The organism is Providencia sp. (assembly GCF_003533305.1).
Lineage (GTDB): Bacteria > Pseudomonadota > Gammaproteobacteria > Enterobacterales > Enterobacteriaceae > Providencia.
In genome coordinates this window covers 118,744-136,330 of sequence record NZ_DOEH01000015.1, presented here as the reverse complement: position 1 = coordinate 136,330, position 17,587 = coordinate 118,744, and the positions used below count along the sequence as shown (strand labels likewise).

Genomic DNA, 17,587 nt, shown 5'->3' with positions numbered 1-17,587 from the left:
TTATACCCGCTCTTGACAATAAATCAGATTAACTATGTTACTAAATATAATTATTAATATAAATATAATTGGTCACCACTATATTAATCAGTCAATCATTGATAAAAAAAACATTTTTTATTTTTAACGATAGTTTTATACTATAAATCTCTACTCTCATACTTAAATTATTAATTACATGAAAGAAAAAATCGTAAAAAATTTAGTAGAATTAACCTATGGTGCAAATAATGATGTTAAAATCGCTGCTATCAATGCATTAGGTGACTACAAATGCTCTATTGAACAACAAGATGCAATTAATAGACTGATAAATCTATGTGATGATTATAATAAAGATATTGCTGTGGCATCAATTATTTCATTAAGTAAATTAGCAAAGTTTTTTTCTGATAGTCAATAATAAAAAAGGATGTAAACATAATAATCAACATGATGGAATTATTATTTCGTTAACTTAAAATTAAATTTATTAACAGAAAATTCTCATTGTGAATAAATAATGGATAAAAATAGTCCCAATTATGATTTATTCATTTATTTAGGTAAAGTAAATTGAATTATTAAATTTAGCTGCCAAAATAATAATCAACAGATGTAAAAAGGAATAAATTATGAATATCTTAAAACCTCTGATTATTACAGCTAGTTTAATGGCCGTCAGCTTTTCAACTTTAGCATATCATGGTGATGGCTATAGGAACGATGATGGCTCATGGCATAGAGGCTCATCTCAAAATGGGCAACAATATGATAATAGACCTTGCGATAATAACCGTCATTCCAATTATTCAGGCCGCCATCGTGGAATGATGCAATATTCAACCACCGTTCAAACCACACAACCGGAAGAAGCCTTAAAAAAGATTACTGCTAATGTGCCTAAAGGTGAAAATGGGAAGCAATACCAAGTACGAGTTTCTGTTATTGAAATCACGCCAAATGCACAAACACAAAATTAATAACTTATTTAGGGCAGCAAAAGCTGCCCTTTAACTTATTCTGTCAGATTAAAATATTTATTTTCAGTCTAGTGAGACACTATTAAAACTTAATAACACGACCATTCCCAAATAAAATCTATCTAAAATAATAGTCCCATCGCGTTACCTCTTTCAGAATCTATGCTTTAGACTCTTTCATAAAACAATACCCTTTGCTCATACCCACTCATTCCAACAATAATTAAATAACAAATTAGACTAGCCAGATATAAATCAATATTCGCGATAAAGAACTGACATAGAATTAGGGTATTTAAAATACATGTTAAAGAGATAGATAGGAATGACAGAGAAAACACACCAAAGGTACAAACGCCGTCCTGATACTATTGGAGGTAAACTACCTTGGAATGACTGGCGAAATGCTTCTACTTGGCGTAAAGCAACACAACTATTGCTACTTGTCATTAATATTTACATTGGTGTCACTTTTTACTACTGGGTTCGTTATTACGAGTCTGGTGGTACAACTTTTTTTATGTCTCGTCCTGGTGGTATTGAAGGTTGGTTACCCATTGCCGGTTTAATGAACTTAAAATATACGCTAGAAACAGGTGTACTCCCCCCAATTCATGCGGCGTCAATGCTTCTACTAGTCGCTTTTATTACAATTAGCCTAATTCTTAAAAAGGCATTTTGTTCGTGGATGTGCCCGATTGGTACTATATCAGAGCTCATTGGGAATTTAGGCAAAAAAATATTTCGCTTTCAATTCAATCTTCCACGTTGGTTAGATATCTCTTTACGTAGTCTTAAATATTTACTGCTTGGCTTCTTTTTGTATATTGCGCTATCAATGCCTGCACAGATGATCCAATATTTTCTCATGTCACCCTATGGCATCATCATCGATGTTAAAATGCTTGATTTCTTCCGATATATTAGCGGCGTTTCACTGATTAGCGTCATCATACTTATTGTTATTAGCTTATTTATCCATAACGCATGGTGCCGTTATCTCTGCCCTTATGGCGCGCTGTTAGGGCTATTTTCATTACTTTCCCCTTTCAAAATACATCGAAATGTAGAAAGTTGCATTGATTGCGGAAAATGTGCAAAAAATTGCCCTTCCCGTATCCCTGTCGATAAACTAATAAAAGTAAGAACCATAGAATGTACAGGTTGTATGACCTGTGTTGAATCTTGCCCAGTCTCTTCAACATTAAGTTTTTCATTGCCATTACCAACTAAAAAACGCTCAATAGTCCTATCAGGTATCATTATCTCAACGTTAACTCTGACGATTCTATTTATCACAATTGGATTTGCAGCCTACACAGGAGTTTGGGAAAGCCCTGTTCCAGATAATTATTGGTTTCATATCATACCTAATGCCAAAATGATTGGCCATTAACCCAATTTATCTTTATTTTCTCTGCTATATAACTAAATGACATGATTAAGCGACTGGGTATTTTACTTTTGATAAAAATATCCAGTCGCGAAAACTAGTCAGTAATAGAATTCATCAGACTAAAAGTCATAGTATTAAAATTAAACAAGAGAATTAAGATATCCACTTATTCTCCGGCAAGCGCTCTAGGGAAGAGTAAGTTATTCTCCAAGTTAATATGAATCATTAAATCATCAATTAGCTCGTTGATTCCATTATATAATACCTTCCATGTAGTACAGGCCTCTGCTGGCGGCGTAACATTATTAGTGATTTTTTTAATTATTTCTAAAATATCACCTGCATCATCATGCTCTTGCTCCATCACACTAATTGGCGCAGCGGCATTAGCTCCCAACCCATTTTTTATCATTGGAAATAAAATACGCTCTTCTTTCATCATATGACTACTAAGCTCTTCATAAAGCGCTTCTAAATATTTGGTTAGTCTCTTAGGCACTGCCAATTTATTAGCATGTACGCGCTCCACTTTCTCTGCCTGAATAATTAATTCAGGCAATTGCGCTCTATGACGATCATGATAACGAACAATAATAAAATCAATAATTTCGCTAAGTGGTGCTTCTCGCCAATCTTTTTCTAAAGTATCCTCAGAGAGTTCTAGTAATTGATTTTCTAGCAGTTCAATATCTAATCCTTTTTTTTCTACTGTTCTACCTAGTGTTTGTTTTCCACCACAACAAAAATCAATATCATACTGACGAAATAAGGCTGAAGATCTTGGAATTGAAAGTACTATTTGCCCTAGCGATTTTTCTATTAATTTCATTTTAATATCCTTTATAAATTTTTTTTAAATCTCGAGCTAATTAAAGATCCCTATACAGCTAATGGTACTAGCGCCCATTTGCGAGCAATTTCTCGTCCATATTCACGACATTCATCAAGTGAATTTGTATCTGGTCGCCACTTTGCTTTTAGTGATAATGAAGTTTCGAAACCTGCATCCATTAAACGTGTTTGAACCCGATCAACCGCGCCACTATTCCAACCATAACTCCCAAATGCAGCAGCTTTTTTATTACAAAAACGTAAACCAGTTAGCTCTTCAAGCATACCTGCAATTTTGGGCATCATGACATTATTCATTGTAGATGAGCCTACTAGGGCTCCTTTAGAACGAAATACATGCGTTAAAACATCATTTTTGTCACTACGTGCAATATTAAAAATCTTGACTGATACATTAGGGTCAGCTTCATTGATACCTTGCGCAATTGCATCTGCCATCATTCGAGTATTCTATTCATGGCCCGGTAATGTACGCGAACTTGAACATGCCATTCATCGTGCCATTGTATTAGCCCGTGCATCAAGTAGCAGAGGTGATATTATTTTACAACCTCAACATTTTACTTTTGATAACACTAATCATAGTAGCTCAGTGATACCTAAAGATATGCCAGTACCCATTATCAAAAACCTGCGTGATGCCACCGAAGATTTCCAACGAAAAATAATTACTCAATCCTTAGAGCAAAATCATTTTAATTGGTCTGCCAGCACGCGCGAATTAGAAATAGATACAGCTAATTTGCATCGATTAGCAAAAAGGTTAATCTTAAAATAAAGTTATTGCACTAGTGAAATTGGTATCGCTCACCGCAGTTTCTCGCAAAGAAAAATGAATAAATAATCATTTTTTTCATATAAATATTTACAATAATTTTTTTTGAAGTAAGCTAATTGCTTTACAAATAATAATTATATGGAATCACTATGGATCGTCGTTCATTTTTAAAATCAAGCTCACTTATTGCCGGCGGATTAGCTTTAAATTCAGTAATAAATCAAGCAGTTGCTCAAAATAAATCACCACTTATCATCGATGAAAAGCATCCATTGCTACTTAATTTCAATGAAAATTCACTGGGTATGTCTGCGAATGCAAAACAAGCGATTATTGCCGCATTACCCGGTTCTTTTCGTTATCCTGACGATGCCCGCTCTGAATTAATAACGCATTTGGGCGAATTATATCGGTTATCTGATAAGCATGTCACAATAGGTAATGGCTCATCTGAAACAATCCAAGCGACTGTTGCAATGCTTGCGAACAAAGCTAGAAAAAACAATCTTAAAATACAGCTAGTAACACCAGATCCAACCTTTAACTATGCCGAGCTATACTCCCTACCGCTTGGTATTGAGATCACTAAAGTTCCATTAAAATCAGATCTTTCTTTTGATCTTGATAAGATGGAACAACTAGCAAATGATTTTAATGGCTTAACAATTATTTATATCTGTAATCCGAATAACCCAACCGCTATGGTCACCCCGCATAGTCAGCTTAATAAGTGGATGACTAAAGTATCAGATAAACAATTTTTCATTGTCGATGAGGCTTATGCTGAATTAGTCGAAGATCCTAACTTTGTTAGTGCAATTGAACTCGTTAAACAAGGACAAAATAATCTAATTGTCACCCGCACTTTCTCTAAAATATTTGCTTTAGCAGGATTACGTGTAGGTTATGGTATTGCATCACCTGATGTTATTGCGACTGTTGACGAATTTGTCTCTATCGATAACACCAATACCGCTGGTGCCATCGCCGCTATTGCCTCTTTAAACGATAAACCATTCATTGCTTATAGTCTTAAGTCTAATAACCTCTCTAGAAAAATTGTAGAGAAAGCATTAGATGAACTCAATCTAGAATATGCACCATCTCAAGCTAACTTCATATTCCATAAAGTTAAAGGGGATGTAAAAACGTATAAGCAACGCATGGCTGATGCGCACATTATGGTAGGAAGAGAGTTTCCTCCCGCAGTCGGTTGGAATCGATTAACTCTCGGAACCCCTGAAGAAATGGAACAGTTTGTGGTTGTTTTAAAGCAATTTAGAGAAAAAGGCTGGGTTTAATTAGTTCTTTATTCCCCTGTTAAGTCAGGGGAATAATACTCACTTAAAAAGGACCTTTAAAAATAAAAAATGCGCCAGCCATAATCAAAATAAATCCAATGATATGGTTTATAGTGATACTTTCACCTAAATAAAGCACTGAAAATACAGCAAATACACATAATGTTATCACTTCTTGCATCGTTTTTAATTCAGCCGCGCTATAATACTGATGTCCTAGGCGATTTGCAGGTACCGCAAAGCAATATTCAATCAATGCAATAAGCCAACTAAAAAAAATAACGCTATACAAAGGTTTAGTTGTAAATTTCAAATGCCCATACCAAGCAAACATCATAAATACATTAGAAATAATCAGCAGTAGAATCGGATATAATTTAGTTAGCATTTTTCTAGTTAACGAAGAGATAAATATGTACGTTATTATGCGATTAATGATGAGCTATTACAATATGATGTCAATCGACTACATTGAATAAAAATTCATAATTTAAACATGCATTATTTGTCTTAATATACACTTTAGCCTAACCTAATGTTTATCCAAATAAACAACTGAATAGGAAAAATAATGATTATAAACTATCAATTGATGACAAAAACAGATTGCAATGAAGTTGCTCAACTCCTACAAGCCAACTCACAATCACAACATGGTGGCCTATTAGGTGAGTTCCCCCTACCTAAAGTAGAAGCGATGTTTACTCATTCATTAAGCGTCGTAGTTGCCCGATTAGACAATAAAATTATCGGGGTTCTATTTAGTTTCAGCTTAATGAGTTCAGCCCTACCGCCAATCGCGCATTTAATCATGACAGAATACCCATCAGTCATAAACCATAACTGGTTTTATGGCCCAGTCTGCATTGATAAAAAGTTTAGAGGGCAGAATATTCTAGAGCCACTATATCAATATATTTGCACCCGAAATACAGGTAAAGCTGTCGCTTTTATTAATACGGATAATCTAAGATCAATACAGGCACATCATAAATTAGGCATGATTGAAATAGCCAAATTTAACTATAACGATACTGAATATTTATTAGTTCAAAGTCATTAATCAAAGCATTTTAAAATAAAAATTACCAATATAGTTTTATTGAACACCACACTACTTTGTACTTTTGAGTACACTTTATTTTAATTTTACTCGGCATTAGTTATACTTTCACTTATTAATATATTTGAGGGTACACTTTATGTCTGATTTTATTACTGCGAACCAAAAAGCATGGGATAAACAAGCTGAATCACAGCAAATATGGTCTACCCCTGTTGATACAGAAACAATTTCAGAAGCCAAACAAGGAAATTGGAATATCCATTTAACACCAACACCATTACCTAAAGAGTGGCTAGGTGATATCAAAGGCAAACGAATTTTATGCTTAGCCTCGGCTGGTGGCCAACAAGCCCCTATATTAGCAGCAGCTGGTGCAATAGTGACTGTATTTGACCTGTCTACCAAACAATTAGAACAAGACAGGCTCGTTGCAGTTAGAGATAATCTTGAACTCGAAATAGTTCAAGGGGATATGCGCTCTCTTCACGCCTTCACCAATGAAACATTTGATTTAATATTTCATCCAATTTCTAATCTTTATATTCCCGATGTTAATCCTGTCTGGCAGGAATGCCACAGAGTTTTAAAAACTAATGGAAAACTCTTAGCCAGCTTTTTTAATCCTATAGTATTCGTTGATGACCGTGAAAAAAAGCCAGAAGAGCAAGATATTATTAAGCCTCGTTTTAAAATGCCTTTCTCTGAATTAGATGCTCTATCTTCAGAACAAATCGCTCAGAAACATCAGAAACAAGAAGCGTTTGTGTTTGGACATTCATTAACGGACTTAATTGGAGGACAAATAAACGTGGGCTTTAATATTGCAGGTTTTTTAGAAGACTGGCAACCAACACCACGGTTTGTTATTGATAATTATCTACCAACATTCCTAGCAACGTTAGCGATAAAAATAGGCTAATACGTAACATCTAGACTGATGAATAAATTTCAGTCTAGATGTTCAAATTAAGAGCGATGGCAATACCGGTTCCAAACTGACTCAAACTGTTCTGCTGGAATGATATCATCAATTTTTTCGACAAAAGGAATGGAAACCATAACCTTACCCATTCGATTCTTATGTAACCTAATAATAAATCGTTTATAACCATGGGGAAGTTCATGTTCAAAACCGAAAACTTCACCACAATAATATCCCGTTTCTTCGCCTTCTTCGCTTTTGGTAAGAACATAGTATTTAACATTCTTATAATTTGCCACACCAGGGTACGCAAGAAAGTCTTCAACTGAGCTTTTTACTTTACTCTCAGTATCATATTCTGATTCTAACGAGACTTCTGTCATGATACCGGCGATATATGCACAACCAGCGACAAGAATTAAAACTAATGATCTTAATAGCATTTTTTCACAATAAAACTAAATGGAAACATTGTTACTTATTATAGTTAATTTGTAACAATTTGCGACAAGAAAAATGAATCAATAATTATCGGTTTTTATTAATAGAGTTAACGCCTATTATCATCCAAGTTTACTGTACCAGCTGCCATATATAAACCAAAATGATAGCGGTAACGACCCACACCAATGTTGCAATACTTAAGCAAGTCCAGGCAGGTAATTTTGTTGCAAATAAATAGACGGTTAGCAAATACATTGCATAAGGGATGAGAGACCATAAACCAAACAGTGCTGTTTTTTTTAATGCATCTGCTCCCTGCTCTTGAACAACAATCACATGAGCGATAAGCGCAAAGGTTGGAAACAAGGGAACAAGCCCTGCTATATAGTAGACTTTGCTACGAGAAAGTAGTGCAATAAAAAATACTGCTAAGGCGCCGATAAGACACTTCAATAATAGAGATAACATAAAATACTCAGATAAAGCCCTAAAATTATACTTTCATTATCACTCAATGCTGTAAAATTAAAAGCCTCATGGATAGCAATAAGTCACAATAATTCCTACCATTTTTTGAGTTTAAAAATATAACAACTTTGAAAACTTCTATTTATAGCCAATTTTATGACATAACTCATATTATTGACTATAAAGTATCCATCTTTAATGCCGATACCTTTAATTGGTCCCTACGCCTGATGCTTTCGCGCGACTGCATATAACTTTTTAATCTACCTATTAAAGGTGATTAGCAAGGTTATGTTTATAAGTCTTTAATTTGTATGTATTCAGAACATGCTACTCGATGGTATGAAAGGAAATAATTAATGATATCTGATAATTCAAAGCATTTAAAACTTCGATCAGCTCGATTCTCATTTTCGAATCTTAAAACGACAACACTTGTTTGGTTTATTTCTGGGCTTCTCATTGCTTTGTTGCTCTCGTCATGCTGGTTTTTTTTCAGTTATTTAAAACAGTATCAATCGACACTCGACCAACTCGACACTATTTATAATGAACAATCTCAACTGAATGAAACATGGCAATCGCTATTACAAGCACGTAATACACTTAATCGAGCCAGTTCAAGACATTTACTTATTATTAATAAAATGCAAACGTCCAATACTGACATCGATAGTTTAATTCAGTTTTATCATAAAAAGATGATTAAAACAGATGAGCATTGGCAAGTTTTCTCTTCCGTTTCACAATATAAAGATAACGCAACATTTACCGAACTAGAAAAATCCTATAAAGAACTTTATGCCGCACTTAATGAGCTCTCTGTGTTTTTAACTCAAGGAAAGACTTATGATTTTTTAAACCAACCCACTCAGGCATTTCAAGATTCCTTTGAAAAAAATTATAATTATTATCATCAGCAATTAAATAACAACTATCATCAAATTGCTGTCGCTAGTGAACAACTTTATAGACAAAGCATTATCGGCATGATTATTATTCTTTTAGTCGTCACTGTTGTGACCTTATTTATTCGTTTTATATTGCAATACTTCTTTGTTCGCCCATTAAACCAAGTCATTGAGGGCATTGAAAAAGTAAGCCAAGGAATTTTATATCATAATTTTGATAATAAAGGATTAGCAGAAATAAAATCACTTAAACAACATGTCTCTGATATGCAAAGTAAACTTATTGATATTGTGAAAAACATTCACTCAAATACCCATCATATAAGAATTGAACTCAACGATATTACCCAGATGAATCAAGATCTCTCTATTCGAGCAGATCAGCAAGCTGCTGCAATTGTTGAAACTGCAGCAAGTGTGGAAGAACTCGACTCATCATTTAAACTTAATACCGCTCACACCCATAAATCATGCCAGTTAATGTCTGAAACCAGTGTTACCATTGAAAAGAGTAACGCGCTTATTTCAGATGTTGTTGAAAATATGGATGAGATTATTGATTTCTCCAAAGAAATTAGCAAAATAACCTCAACAATTGATAATATTGCCTTTCAAACCAACCTATTAGCACTAAATGCAGCGGTTGAAGCTGCTCGCGTTGGTGAACACGGAAAAGGGTTTGCCGTTGTTGCTAATGAGGTTCGCGAATTATCAATTAGTTGCACTCAAGCATCAAAAGAAATCAAATTATTGATCAATAACTCCAATGATAAAATTAGCCATTGCTTCCAACTTGCCGCTGACGCTAACGATAATATTGTATCTATTGCACAAGATACATCCAATATTAATGAAATGATCCAAAATATTGCACTAGCCTCGAATGAACAAACTCATGGTGTAGGTCAAATCCATTTAGCCATTAATGAGCTCGATAATACTACACAAGCAAATGCAACAATGACGAGAGAATTACAAACCTCATTGATAGCTCTTGAGTCTCAATCAAATTTATTAGAAAACGTGATTTCTATTTTCCATCTTGAAAAAAAATCTGAAGATGAATCAAAAGAAAACCATCAATCTAAAATAAAAGCCTTAGCTTAAGGAATTATACTGATAGCTAGATATCGATATTTCATACTAATATCTAGCTATTTTCACATATAAAGTGTCGAATTCATCCATATTAAACATAGCTAGTCTTATCTGATTTTTTATTTAAATTGTATTGAATATTTTTAATATTTTATCTGATATAACATTAATAATTATTCAAATTTTAACCGTATGAGCAAAACATGACGCTAAAAATAACTGTGCTTGTTGATAATAATACACTAATAGATAGCTATTTCTGTGGCGAACCTGGAGTATGCTATTACATCGAAGCCGATGGTAAAAAAATACTATTTGATACAGGTTATTCAGATATTTTCATTAATAATGCTCAAATACTCAATATAGATCTTGCGAATATAACCGACTTAGCCCTTTCACATGGTCATAATGACCACACTTGGGGCCTAAGCCATTTACTTCAACATTTTGACCGCAGAAATATTGAATTAAAACAAAAAAAGTCATTAATTTATCACCCTGATGCGCTACGTCCAAAAAATTATCAAGCAAAAATCATTGGCACTAATACAACTAAAAATATACTTTCAGCGTATTTTGAGTGTATTGAGGCCACGAAACCTTATCCTATATCCGACAATGTCATTTTCTTAGGGCAAATTCCACGAAATAATAGTTTTGAAGGAAAAGAACCGATTGGAACGACTATAGATCAGAATAATAACAGTATAGATGACTATGTATTGGATGATACGGCCCTTGTAATAACAACATCAGAAGGACTGATCATTATCACAGGTTGCTCACATTCAGGTATTTGTAATATCGTTGAATATGCAAAAGAAATAACGAATATAGATAAAATTGTAACTGTTATAGGCGGCTTCCATTTACAGAAAGCATCAGATGAAGTTTTAAACTTGACCGGAAATTATTTTAATCAACAAGATTTAGACCATATTCACCCGTGCCACTGTACAGATCTCGATGCCAAAATTCATTTAGCCAAATACGCCCCTGTAAAAGAAGTCGGCGCTGGATTGCAACTTACTTTTCCAAGTTAAAATATAACAACTAAAATACCCTATATAAGCTAATTTACTAACTTATATAGGGTTCAACTGATGATTAACTAGTCGCGGATATAAATTTAACTAAATAGCGTTCAAATTAGCTTTATCTTACTAAAAGACATCAACGCTTATGCATAAAGAGAGAAAATTGAAATAAATTCACTTTCTCCCCTACTTTAGCTATATGTCAGTAAAAGTGACTCATCAACAATTACTTGTCAAAACTATTCATCAAAAGAAACCGTGGTTCTGCATTTTTATATTGATTAATCATCGGGACCAAACGTTTGAAATGCTCAGAAGCACAATGGATATCAAGCGCTTCTTGATTTGGCCATTCTTCAATAAAAATAAAATGTCCCGGAATTTTTTGATCAATATATAAATCATAACTGATGCATAATGGCTCTCGCTTCGTTGCTGCCACCAGTTCTGCATAAAGTGGTCGCACAATATCTAATGCCTCAGTTTTAATAAAATCCTCTGCAATAACTTTTAACATTGTTGTTCCCTCATATAATTATGAATACTGTACAAATGCACACCAGTATAACTATGACCTTAACCTATATTCAATACATTTTATCTTTGTTGGCATTTTAAATATTGATTAAAGACAGTCTTAGGTTATTACTTTATTTCACGCTTAAATTCTACGTAGTTATACACCTACACATAGTATACGACCCATTAATTTGTAGGAGCATCTGAATAAAATGACATTAATTTATCTTATGTTTTAAGCTAAGCTATCGCATAATAAATATCCGTTTTAATTTGCTTTGCTAAATTATTAGCTTCTTAAAATTCATGAAGTAACCTACCATATATACTCGATGCAATAGGATAAAAAGGAATAGGTATGTTACACCAGCACTCAACATCAAAATCTGAGTTAAATTTAGACTCAGGGAGTCATATAGAAATAGATTCATGCATTGAGTCACCATTTTTATATACTGTAATAAGTGCTTATAACAATATGCTAACGCTGTTTCCATCGCATTTGAGTCAATGTAAAAATTTAAAAGTCTTAAACCTATCCTGTAATCAATTAACTAAGATTCCCGCAATAATAGAAAACTTAAAACATCTAGAAATGCTTGATCTGGGGCATAACAATATCAAGCACTTTCCCAATGAAATAGGTAAGCTTCATCAATTAAAATTTCTTTATATCAGTGATAATGGCATTAATTACTTACCTGACTCTTTTTCTGCACTACAAAATTTATTATATTTCAATGCAACTGATAATAAATTACAACAACTACCTCATTGGTTATCTGCATTAAAGAATGTGAGAGAATTGAGGTTATATAACAATCAGATAACGGATATCTCTGGCTCTGTAACTGAACTTATAAATGCTCGAGAAATACATTTAATGAATAACTTGATCACAGAAATTCCTGATGATATCGCTAACTTAAAAGAAGTTAGAGTTTTGGATTTAAATAATAACAAAATTCAAGAAATCACTTCAAATATATCTAAACTAAAAAACGTCACAACAATAAATCTTAGATTCAATAAATTAACTACATTACCTGAGTCAATAGGTGAAATGTTACCCATCCAATACTTAGATTTACGTGCAAATAAACTTACATCTTTACCTGATAGCCTGATTAATTTGCCACAGCTAGCCAAGCTCGACTTACGATGGAACAATTTCACCCAGAAGCCAAAAATTATAGAGAAACTGCAAGATAACGGCTGTATGGTTTTTATATAAGTAACTGCACATGTGAGCTGACAGATAAACAATCATTCATCTTTTTCAATATACTCATTTAAGTATATTTACTTACAATATGATAAACTGACAAAATCTTAAAAAAACAAAACTCTGTAACATTTACTTGCTTGTTTTATATCAATTTTAACTTATCATCTCCTTTTTATTCTGTCGGATATTTTTTATGAAAAAAGTAGGATTGTTAATCTCATTACTTGCACTATCGACATACACATTTGCTGAATGTGATTTTAAAAAAGCAGCTCGAAATAAAATGCTCGATCAAAAAATCGGCATTTCTGGTAATTGTGACACTCAAAAAGCAGTTAAAACACAAACAACGAATAAAATTGATAATGCCTTAGATATTGATTCAAAAAAAATCAAAAATGATAGTTTTGAAAAAAAAGATAGTATTGAAAAGAAAACCTCTACAACTAAAAAAGTAGTTGAGGCTATTAAGTAATTCAATTAAACAAATCCAATGCAACCTTTTGGATTTAATCAACCTTACAAAGATCTTATTCAGCATCTGATAAATAAAAATTAATTATTTGAACTTTGAGAAAAATGCTTCAAGAGATATCGGAGAATTGCAATTAACAGCCTGCGGCACAAAAACTGAAACTGTAGAATATTTTGATAAAAAATTTTAAAGGTAGCGCCAACTATTGCAACTGGCGCTATCGATCACGATTAGTAGTTAATACCCGCCGTCTCAACTTCGAAGACTAGCTTGGCATTTAAATACTTATTTTGAGTCACGAATATAGGTCCTGTTGAATCAACATTTATTTCATCCCCTGTTAATTGAGTAAAAAAGTCCGCTATATTAACATCTAGTACCTTAAATACAGCTGTTAATGTATCTACATCAATTTTACTTATCCCTCTTTCATATCGATGTAACTGTTGTTCACTTTTATTAATTAATTGTGCAAGCTGTTTAATTGTATAGCCTGCGTCCTTCCTTAGTTTTTTAATGTTACATCCTACTACTTGGGAAATTATATTATCAGTATGCATGCAATGCCTCCTAGGTTACCAAACATCTTTTCAAGAAGGTATTAACATAACTACTACTCCTGAACTTCATAAATTGCAATATATAAAAATAATATATTTATATTATTTTTGTATATCTACATTCCCAACCTTTTCTATCGCTAGTTATTCTACATCTGTCGCTACGAGTCTCTTAAATGATTTTATTTATTATTCAAAAATAACCTTAAGTATGCGGTCTCTTTAAACGCTAAATGCACAATTTTCAGCCCTATAATACCTAAGATGACACCAGCAACTTTATCAATCCAATAAGCACAGCGGCTAAATTGATTACGAATCACCGGCCTAGTTAAAATGTACATAACAAGACTATCCCAGACCAATACAGCCAAAACCATCCAAACGGCGATACCGACTTTAAACAGAGTTGAGTTATCCTGACTATCGAGCACAACAGTAAATAGACTTAAATAGAATAATAAATTTTTAGGGTTAAGTAAGCCTGATGACAGCCCAACCATAAATTCTCTGCTGAATGAGCTCTGAATATATTCATTTTTAGATTCTTTTGCATTAGCCATCAAAAAGGCATAATCCTGCTTCTTTGCTCGTAGAGCCTGCCATGCGATATATATTAAGAATAATCCACCAAATAACTTTATAATAATCATTGTCGTAATTGACTGCGCCAATATAGCGCCAACCCCCGCCATACATAGAGCAATGTAGATCGCATTTGCAGCAACAATCCCAGAAATAACACCAAATGCAACTCGCTTTGTATTATTCAGGGTACTTTTTATTATCAGTAAAAAGTCTGGCCCAGGGCTTATCAAAGCAATAAAATGTGCAATAGCAATAGTCAAAAAAACCATCATAGAGAACACCCACAGTGTTAATTTGTAATACAAACAGGTAATAAATTACATGTGCTTAATCATTTCGTCGCTAAGCTCGCTAAATTTCAGTAATTTAGAGCCTTCCAGCTGACGTTTAAAATTGTAAGTTACAATGCTGAGCATCGCTCACAACTAATACTCCGATTTGGATTAAGTAATAACTGGTGATACTATCTCACTGCAAGTTATGGATAACTCGCAACACTATAATAATTACTATTTGTACATTCCATTAAATATGCCCTTCTATGAAGGGCTTTTTTTTACCCTAGATGTCCAATTTCCTGTATCGCTTTTTTCACAAATGAAAACACACCAGCAGCTAATCGATGGCTATAGATATTTAACTTATGTATAGTGCTTACAACTTCGATTAGAAAGAAATTCATCTATTATGGCTGACTTAGGTATGCTCTTTCTATTGCATTCTTTTTTCGTTTATTTCATTCACAGCTATAGCACTTTATGTGGATCATAAATCACAAAAAATGGCTGATAAGTATAATGATGACCGGGGTAAAGATTGGATAAAAGTTGTTATTTGATAACGAAAATTTGGCTAGGTTTTAATAATTCGTTTTGATAACCGTTTCAATAGTGACAATAAAAAACGGGAGCTTTTAGGCTCCCGTTATTAATCACACCACGTAATAAATTACATGTGTTTAATCATTGCATCGCCGAATTCGCTACATTTCAGTAATTTAGCGCCTTCTAGTTGACGTTCGAAATCGTAAGTTACAGTTTTAGCCGCGATTGCGCCTTCCATACCTTTAACGATTAAGTCAGCTTCTTCAACCCAACCCATGTGACGTATAACTACAATAAAATAACCCACCTAACACATTGATTTTTAATACCATACTCATTATAAGGTCGATATCCAAAGATTAGAAGAAGGTGTTGCAATTAAATTTACAGAGGATCTATACAAAAAACATACAACCCCATATTGCAATATATCCCCATTCAACTCACCTATAACATCACTTGACCCAATGGCTAAGTATTATAAAGCATATAGTATTACGTCTAAAATCCCATCAATTAGTTTAGATTATGTTAGCTTAGCGAGAGTGCAAATTGAAGCAAATAAAAAGGTCGCATGAGCGACCTAATCAATGTTTTTGCTATTTGTCACTACTTATTGACATAATTTGCATACAGTATAAGTAGTATTGGCGTAGCAATAATATCAGCAGCAATAGTAAATGGTGTAATCATGACATTACCAGCCAATTTGCCTGCGCTAAGTGATTTATATTCCTCTGTAGTATAAAACTCAACCTTATATGGTTGGTGTAGCTTGGCATTAGATGCTGATGGAAGAGTTATTCCATTTCTATCGAATAAATAGCCACTTATTGGGATTGTTTTAACCCATGATTTATCATTATCAAATCGCCTCTCACTAAAACCAAAATCCTTGAGGCTTTTCTCTTGCTCTGGACTTAACGTATATTTTTTATCAATATAAACAAAGTAATTGTCATTAAATTTTACTAGTCCTTCTCTGCGCTCATCTGGCTTTATCTCTATTCTAATAACTCCCTCAGGGTTATTAAATGCTAACAATGGAATTACTTTAATCAACTCATTTAACTTCATTAATTCAGCAGAGCCATTAGTCAGTATATAAATATATTTATCACCTAAAAAACCATAACCTGAAGTAGGAAGCTCAATATCTTTTAATTTTTGATTAGTTAGTTTATTTTTAACACTAATATCTTTATATTCAAATGCCGATACAATATTATCTTTTAAATCAACACTCACCTTTATTTTGGTCTCTTTTGCTGCGTTCGAATCCCAAACTGCCGCAGTTACACACCCAGTAGAACTTAAAATCGATACGCTCAAAAAGCACGCTAGTAATTTATTCATTCCATTGCCTTAATAAGTTTAGCTTAAGTCCAATGAATGTTAGAGTAACACCTCACTTAGTGCAATAAAAAACCCACCGGAGTGGGTTATGAGAACTTATCTCTTTCTATATCGCCAATGCAGCATAAGCAGGTTGATAGTCTGTGATATTTAGGTTTAAGCTTATCCGTTCTGAAATCTGATTCTCAGTTATTTTCCCATCATCGAATTCTTCTTTTGCTCTTTCGGCAGCAGAAAGTAAAATAAGTAAACGTTCATAGTTACCCATGTCTCTAAAATACTTCTGACTCATGCTATTCCCTTTCTTACTTTATATTCATCATTGAATTCTTTATTAAAACAAACATGACTTTGTTTTTATACAGAATATTGAAAGCGTTTTAGCTGTAAAGATCATTTTAAGTGGCAATAAACTATACACACATACAACGATAACTACTGAGCGTTCGCTTTAGCTTATGCAATTCGACGTTTTTTAAGTTCGAACTAGTCATCAAAAACATCACCATATTACTCAGTATCATAAGATAGCTTTAATGTTACTAACGACAGTACTCGCATAATTTCGAATCTAATGATGTAAGCTTTTGCATGCTATATCATAAATAAAACACTAAAAAACCCTAGATTTAAGCCATAATTTCGCCATAAGAACTCTTATTTTCTTTCCTTAAAGCTCAAATATAAAATAATTTTTTTGTTAATAGCGCTTATAAATGTCATTTTTCTATTAAACAAAATCATAATAGATTATTATTTCACATAAAAATTCTAGAATAACTGATACGCATATAAACAA

19 protein-coding genes and 2 pseudogenes are annotated in these 17,587 nt (G+C 33.2%); 10 read left to right on the top strand and 11 right to left on the bottom strand.

Annotated features, from left to right (window positions below):
• The first annotated feature begins 178 nt into the window (after positions 1-178).
• From DD649_RS08050 to DD649_RS08040, 3 genes are all read left to right on the top strand, one after another.
• Positions 179-403 carry a HEAT repeat domain-containing protein gene (locus DD649_RS08050; protein ID WP_294105716.1) on the top strand — a complete coding sequence of 75 codons (225 nt, stop codon included), beginning with the start codon at positions 179-181 and terminating at the stop codon, positions 401-403.
• Between the two features lie 211 nt (positions 404-614).
• Complete coding sequence (locus DD649_RS08045; protein ID WP_294105714.1) at positions 615-962, top strand: hypothetical protein; 348 nt, start codon at positions 615-617, stop codon at positions 960-962.
• Positions 963-1,287: 325 nt separating this feature from the next.
• Positions 1,288-2,358 (top strand): 4Fe-4S binding protein, encoded by a 1,071-nt coding sequence (locus DD649_RS08040; RefSeq protein WP_294105712.1) that lies wholly within the window; start codon positions 1,288-1,290, stop codon positions 2,356-2,358.
• Between the two features lie 166 nt (positions 2,359-2,524).
• Here the strand turns inward: DD649_RS08040 and ytfE are convergent, their stop codons facing one another.
• Together ytfE and DD649_RS08030 are read right to left on the bottom strand one after the other, a co-directional pair.
• A complete protein-coding gene (gene ytfE, locus DD649_RS08035) occupies positions 2,525-3,187 on the bottom strand; it encodes an iron-sulfur cluster repair protein YtfE (RefSeq protein ID WP_294105709.1) in 663 nt (220 codons plus the stop codon).
• Positions 3,188-3,246: 59 nt separating this feature from the next.
• Positions 3,247-3,719 (bottom strand): annotated as a pseudogene (locus DD649_RS08030) (flavodoxin domain-containing protein); the annotation flags it as partial.
• Between the two features lie 418 nt (positions 3,720-4,137).
• Here DD649_RS08030 and DD649_RS08020 point away from each other — a divergent pair.
• Entirely contained in the window at positions 4,138-5,289 is a 1,152-nt protein-coding gene (locus DD649_RS08020) for a histidinol-phosphate transaminase (RefSeq protein ID WP_294105704.1), read from the top strand.
• Between the two features lie 43 nt (positions 5,290-5,332).
• Here DD649_RS08020 and DD649_RS08015 read toward each other — a convergent pair whose 3' ends face one another.
• The gene (locus DD649_RS08015) at positions 5,333-5,677 is read right to left on the bottom strand and encodes a DMT family protein (protein WP_294105701.1); all 345 of its coding nucleotides are present in this window, start codon (positions 5,675-5,677) and stop codon (positions 5,333-5,335) included.
• A gap of 183 nt (positions 5,678-5,860) precedes the next feature.
• Here DD649_RS08015 and DD649_RS08010 point away from each other — a divergent pair, with 183 nt between their 5' ends.
• Together DD649_RS08010 and DD649_RS08005 are read left to right on the top strand one after the other, a co-directional pair.
• Entirely contained in the window at positions 5,861-6,352 is a 492-nt protein-coding gene (locus tag DD649_RS08010) for an N-acetyltransferase (RefSeq protein WP_294105699.1), read from the top strand.
• Positions 6,353-6,491: 139 nt separating this feature from the next.
• A complete protein-coding gene (locus tag DD649_RS08005; RefSeq protein WP_294105696.1) occupies positions 6,492-7,274 on the top strand; it encodes a class I SAM-dependent methyltransferase in 783 nt (260 codons plus the stop codon).
• Between the two features lie 47 nt (positions 7,275-7,321).
• Here the strand turns inward: DD649_RS08005 and DD649_RS08000 are convergent, their stop codons facing one another.
• Both DD649_RS08000 and DD649_RS07995 read right to left on the bottom strand, forming a co-directional pair.
• The gene (locus DD649_RS08000; RefSeq protein ID WP_294105694.1) at positions 7,322-7,720 is read right to left on the bottom strand and encodes a hypothetical protein; all 399 of its coding nucleotides are present in this window, start codon (positions 7,718-7,720) and stop codon (positions 7,322-7,324) included.
• Positions 7,721-7,850: 130 nt separating this feature from the next.
• Positions 7,851-8,189, bottom strand: coding sequence for a GlpM family protein (locus tag DD649_RS07995; protein ID WP_294105692.1), 339 nt, complete (start codon positions 8,187-8,189; stop codon positions 7,851-7,853).
• Positions 8,190-8,548: 359 nt separating this feature from the next.
• On the opposite strand from DD649_RS07995, the gene DD649_RS07990 reads away from it, so the two are divergent.
• Together DD649_RS07990 and DD649_RS07985 are read left to right on the top strand one after the other, a co-directional pair.
• Positions 8,549-10,207 carry a methyl-accepting chemotaxis protein gene (locus DD649_RS07990; RefSeq protein ID WP_294105689.1) on the top strand — a complete coding sequence of 553 codons (1,659 nt, stop codon included), beginning with the start codon at positions 8,549-8,551 and terminating at the stop codon, positions 10,205-10,207.
• Between the two features lie 194 nt (positions 10,208-10,401).
• A complete protein-coding gene (locus DD649_RS07985; RefSeq protein WP_294105686.1) occupies positions 10,402-11,244 on the top strand; it encodes an MBL fold metallo-hydrolase in 843 nt (280 codons plus the stop codon).
• A 220-nt stretch (positions 11,245-11,464) separates the two neighbouring features.
• Here the strand turns inward: DD649_RS07985 and DD649_RS07980 are convergent, their stop codons facing one another.
• Positions 11,465-11,755: a putative quinol monooxygenase gene (locus DD649_RS07980; protein ID WP_294105683.1), complete on the bottom strand. Its 291-nt coding sequence runs from the start codon at positions 11,753-11,755 to the stop codon at positions 11,465-11,467.
• Positions 11,756-12,115: 360 nt separating this feature from the next.
• Between DD649_RS07980 and DD649_RS07975 the strand changes: the two genes are divergently transcribed.
• Both DD649_RS07975 and DD649_RS07970 read left to right on the top strand, forming a co-directional pair.
• Positions 12,116-12,991, top strand: a complete 876-nt coding sequence (locus DD649_RS07975; RefSeq protein WP_294105680.1) for a leucine-rich repeat domain-containing protein — start codon at positions 12,116-12,118, stop codon at positions 12,989-12,991.
• Positions 12,992-13,178: 187 nt separating this feature from the next.
• Complete coding sequence (locus DD649_RS07970; RefSeq protein ID WP_294105677.1) at positions 13,179-13,460, top strand: hypothetical protein; 282 nt, start codon at positions 13,179-13,181, stop codon at positions 13,458-13,460.
• Positions 13,461-13,690: 230 nt separating this feature from the next.
• Here the strand turns inward: DD649_RS07970 and DD649_RS07965 are convergent, their stop codons facing one another.
• From DD649_RS07965 to DD649_RS07945, 5 genes and pseudogenes are all read right to left on the bottom strand, one after another.
• The gene (locus DD649_RS07965; RefSeq protein WP_294105675.1) at positions 13,691-14,020 is read right to left on the bottom strand and encodes a helix-turn-helix transcriptional regulator; all 330 of its coding nucleotides are present in this window, start codon (positions 14,018-14,020) and stop codon (positions 13,691-13,693) included.
• 182 nt (positions 14,021-14,202) lie between these two features.
• Positions 14,203-14,880: a LysE family translocator gene (locus tag DD649_RS07960; RefSeq protein WP_294105672.1), complete on the bottom strand. Its 678-nt coding sequence runs from the start codon at positions 14,878-14,880 to the stop codon at positions 14,203-14,205.
• A gap of 676 nt (positions 14,881-15,556) precedes the next feature.
• Positions 15,557-15,721 (bottom strand): annotated as a pseudogene (locus DD649_RS07955) (NADP-dependent isocitrate dehydrogenase); the annotation flags it as partial.
• Between the two features lie 320 nt (positions 15,722-16,041).
• A complete protein-coding gene (locus DD649_RS07950) occupies positions 16,042-16,788 on the bottom strand; it encodes a hypothetical protein (RefSeq protein WP_294105669.1) in 747 nt (248 codons plus the stop codon).
• A gap of 106 nt (positions 16,789-16,894) precedes the next feature.
• On the bottom strand, positions 16,895-17,080 hold the full coding sequence (locus DD649_RS07945; protein ID WP_294105667.1) for a hypothetical protein: 186 nt from the start codon (positions 17,078-17,080) through the stop codon (positions 16,895-16,897).
• Positions 17,081-17,587 lie beyond the last annotated feature (507 nt).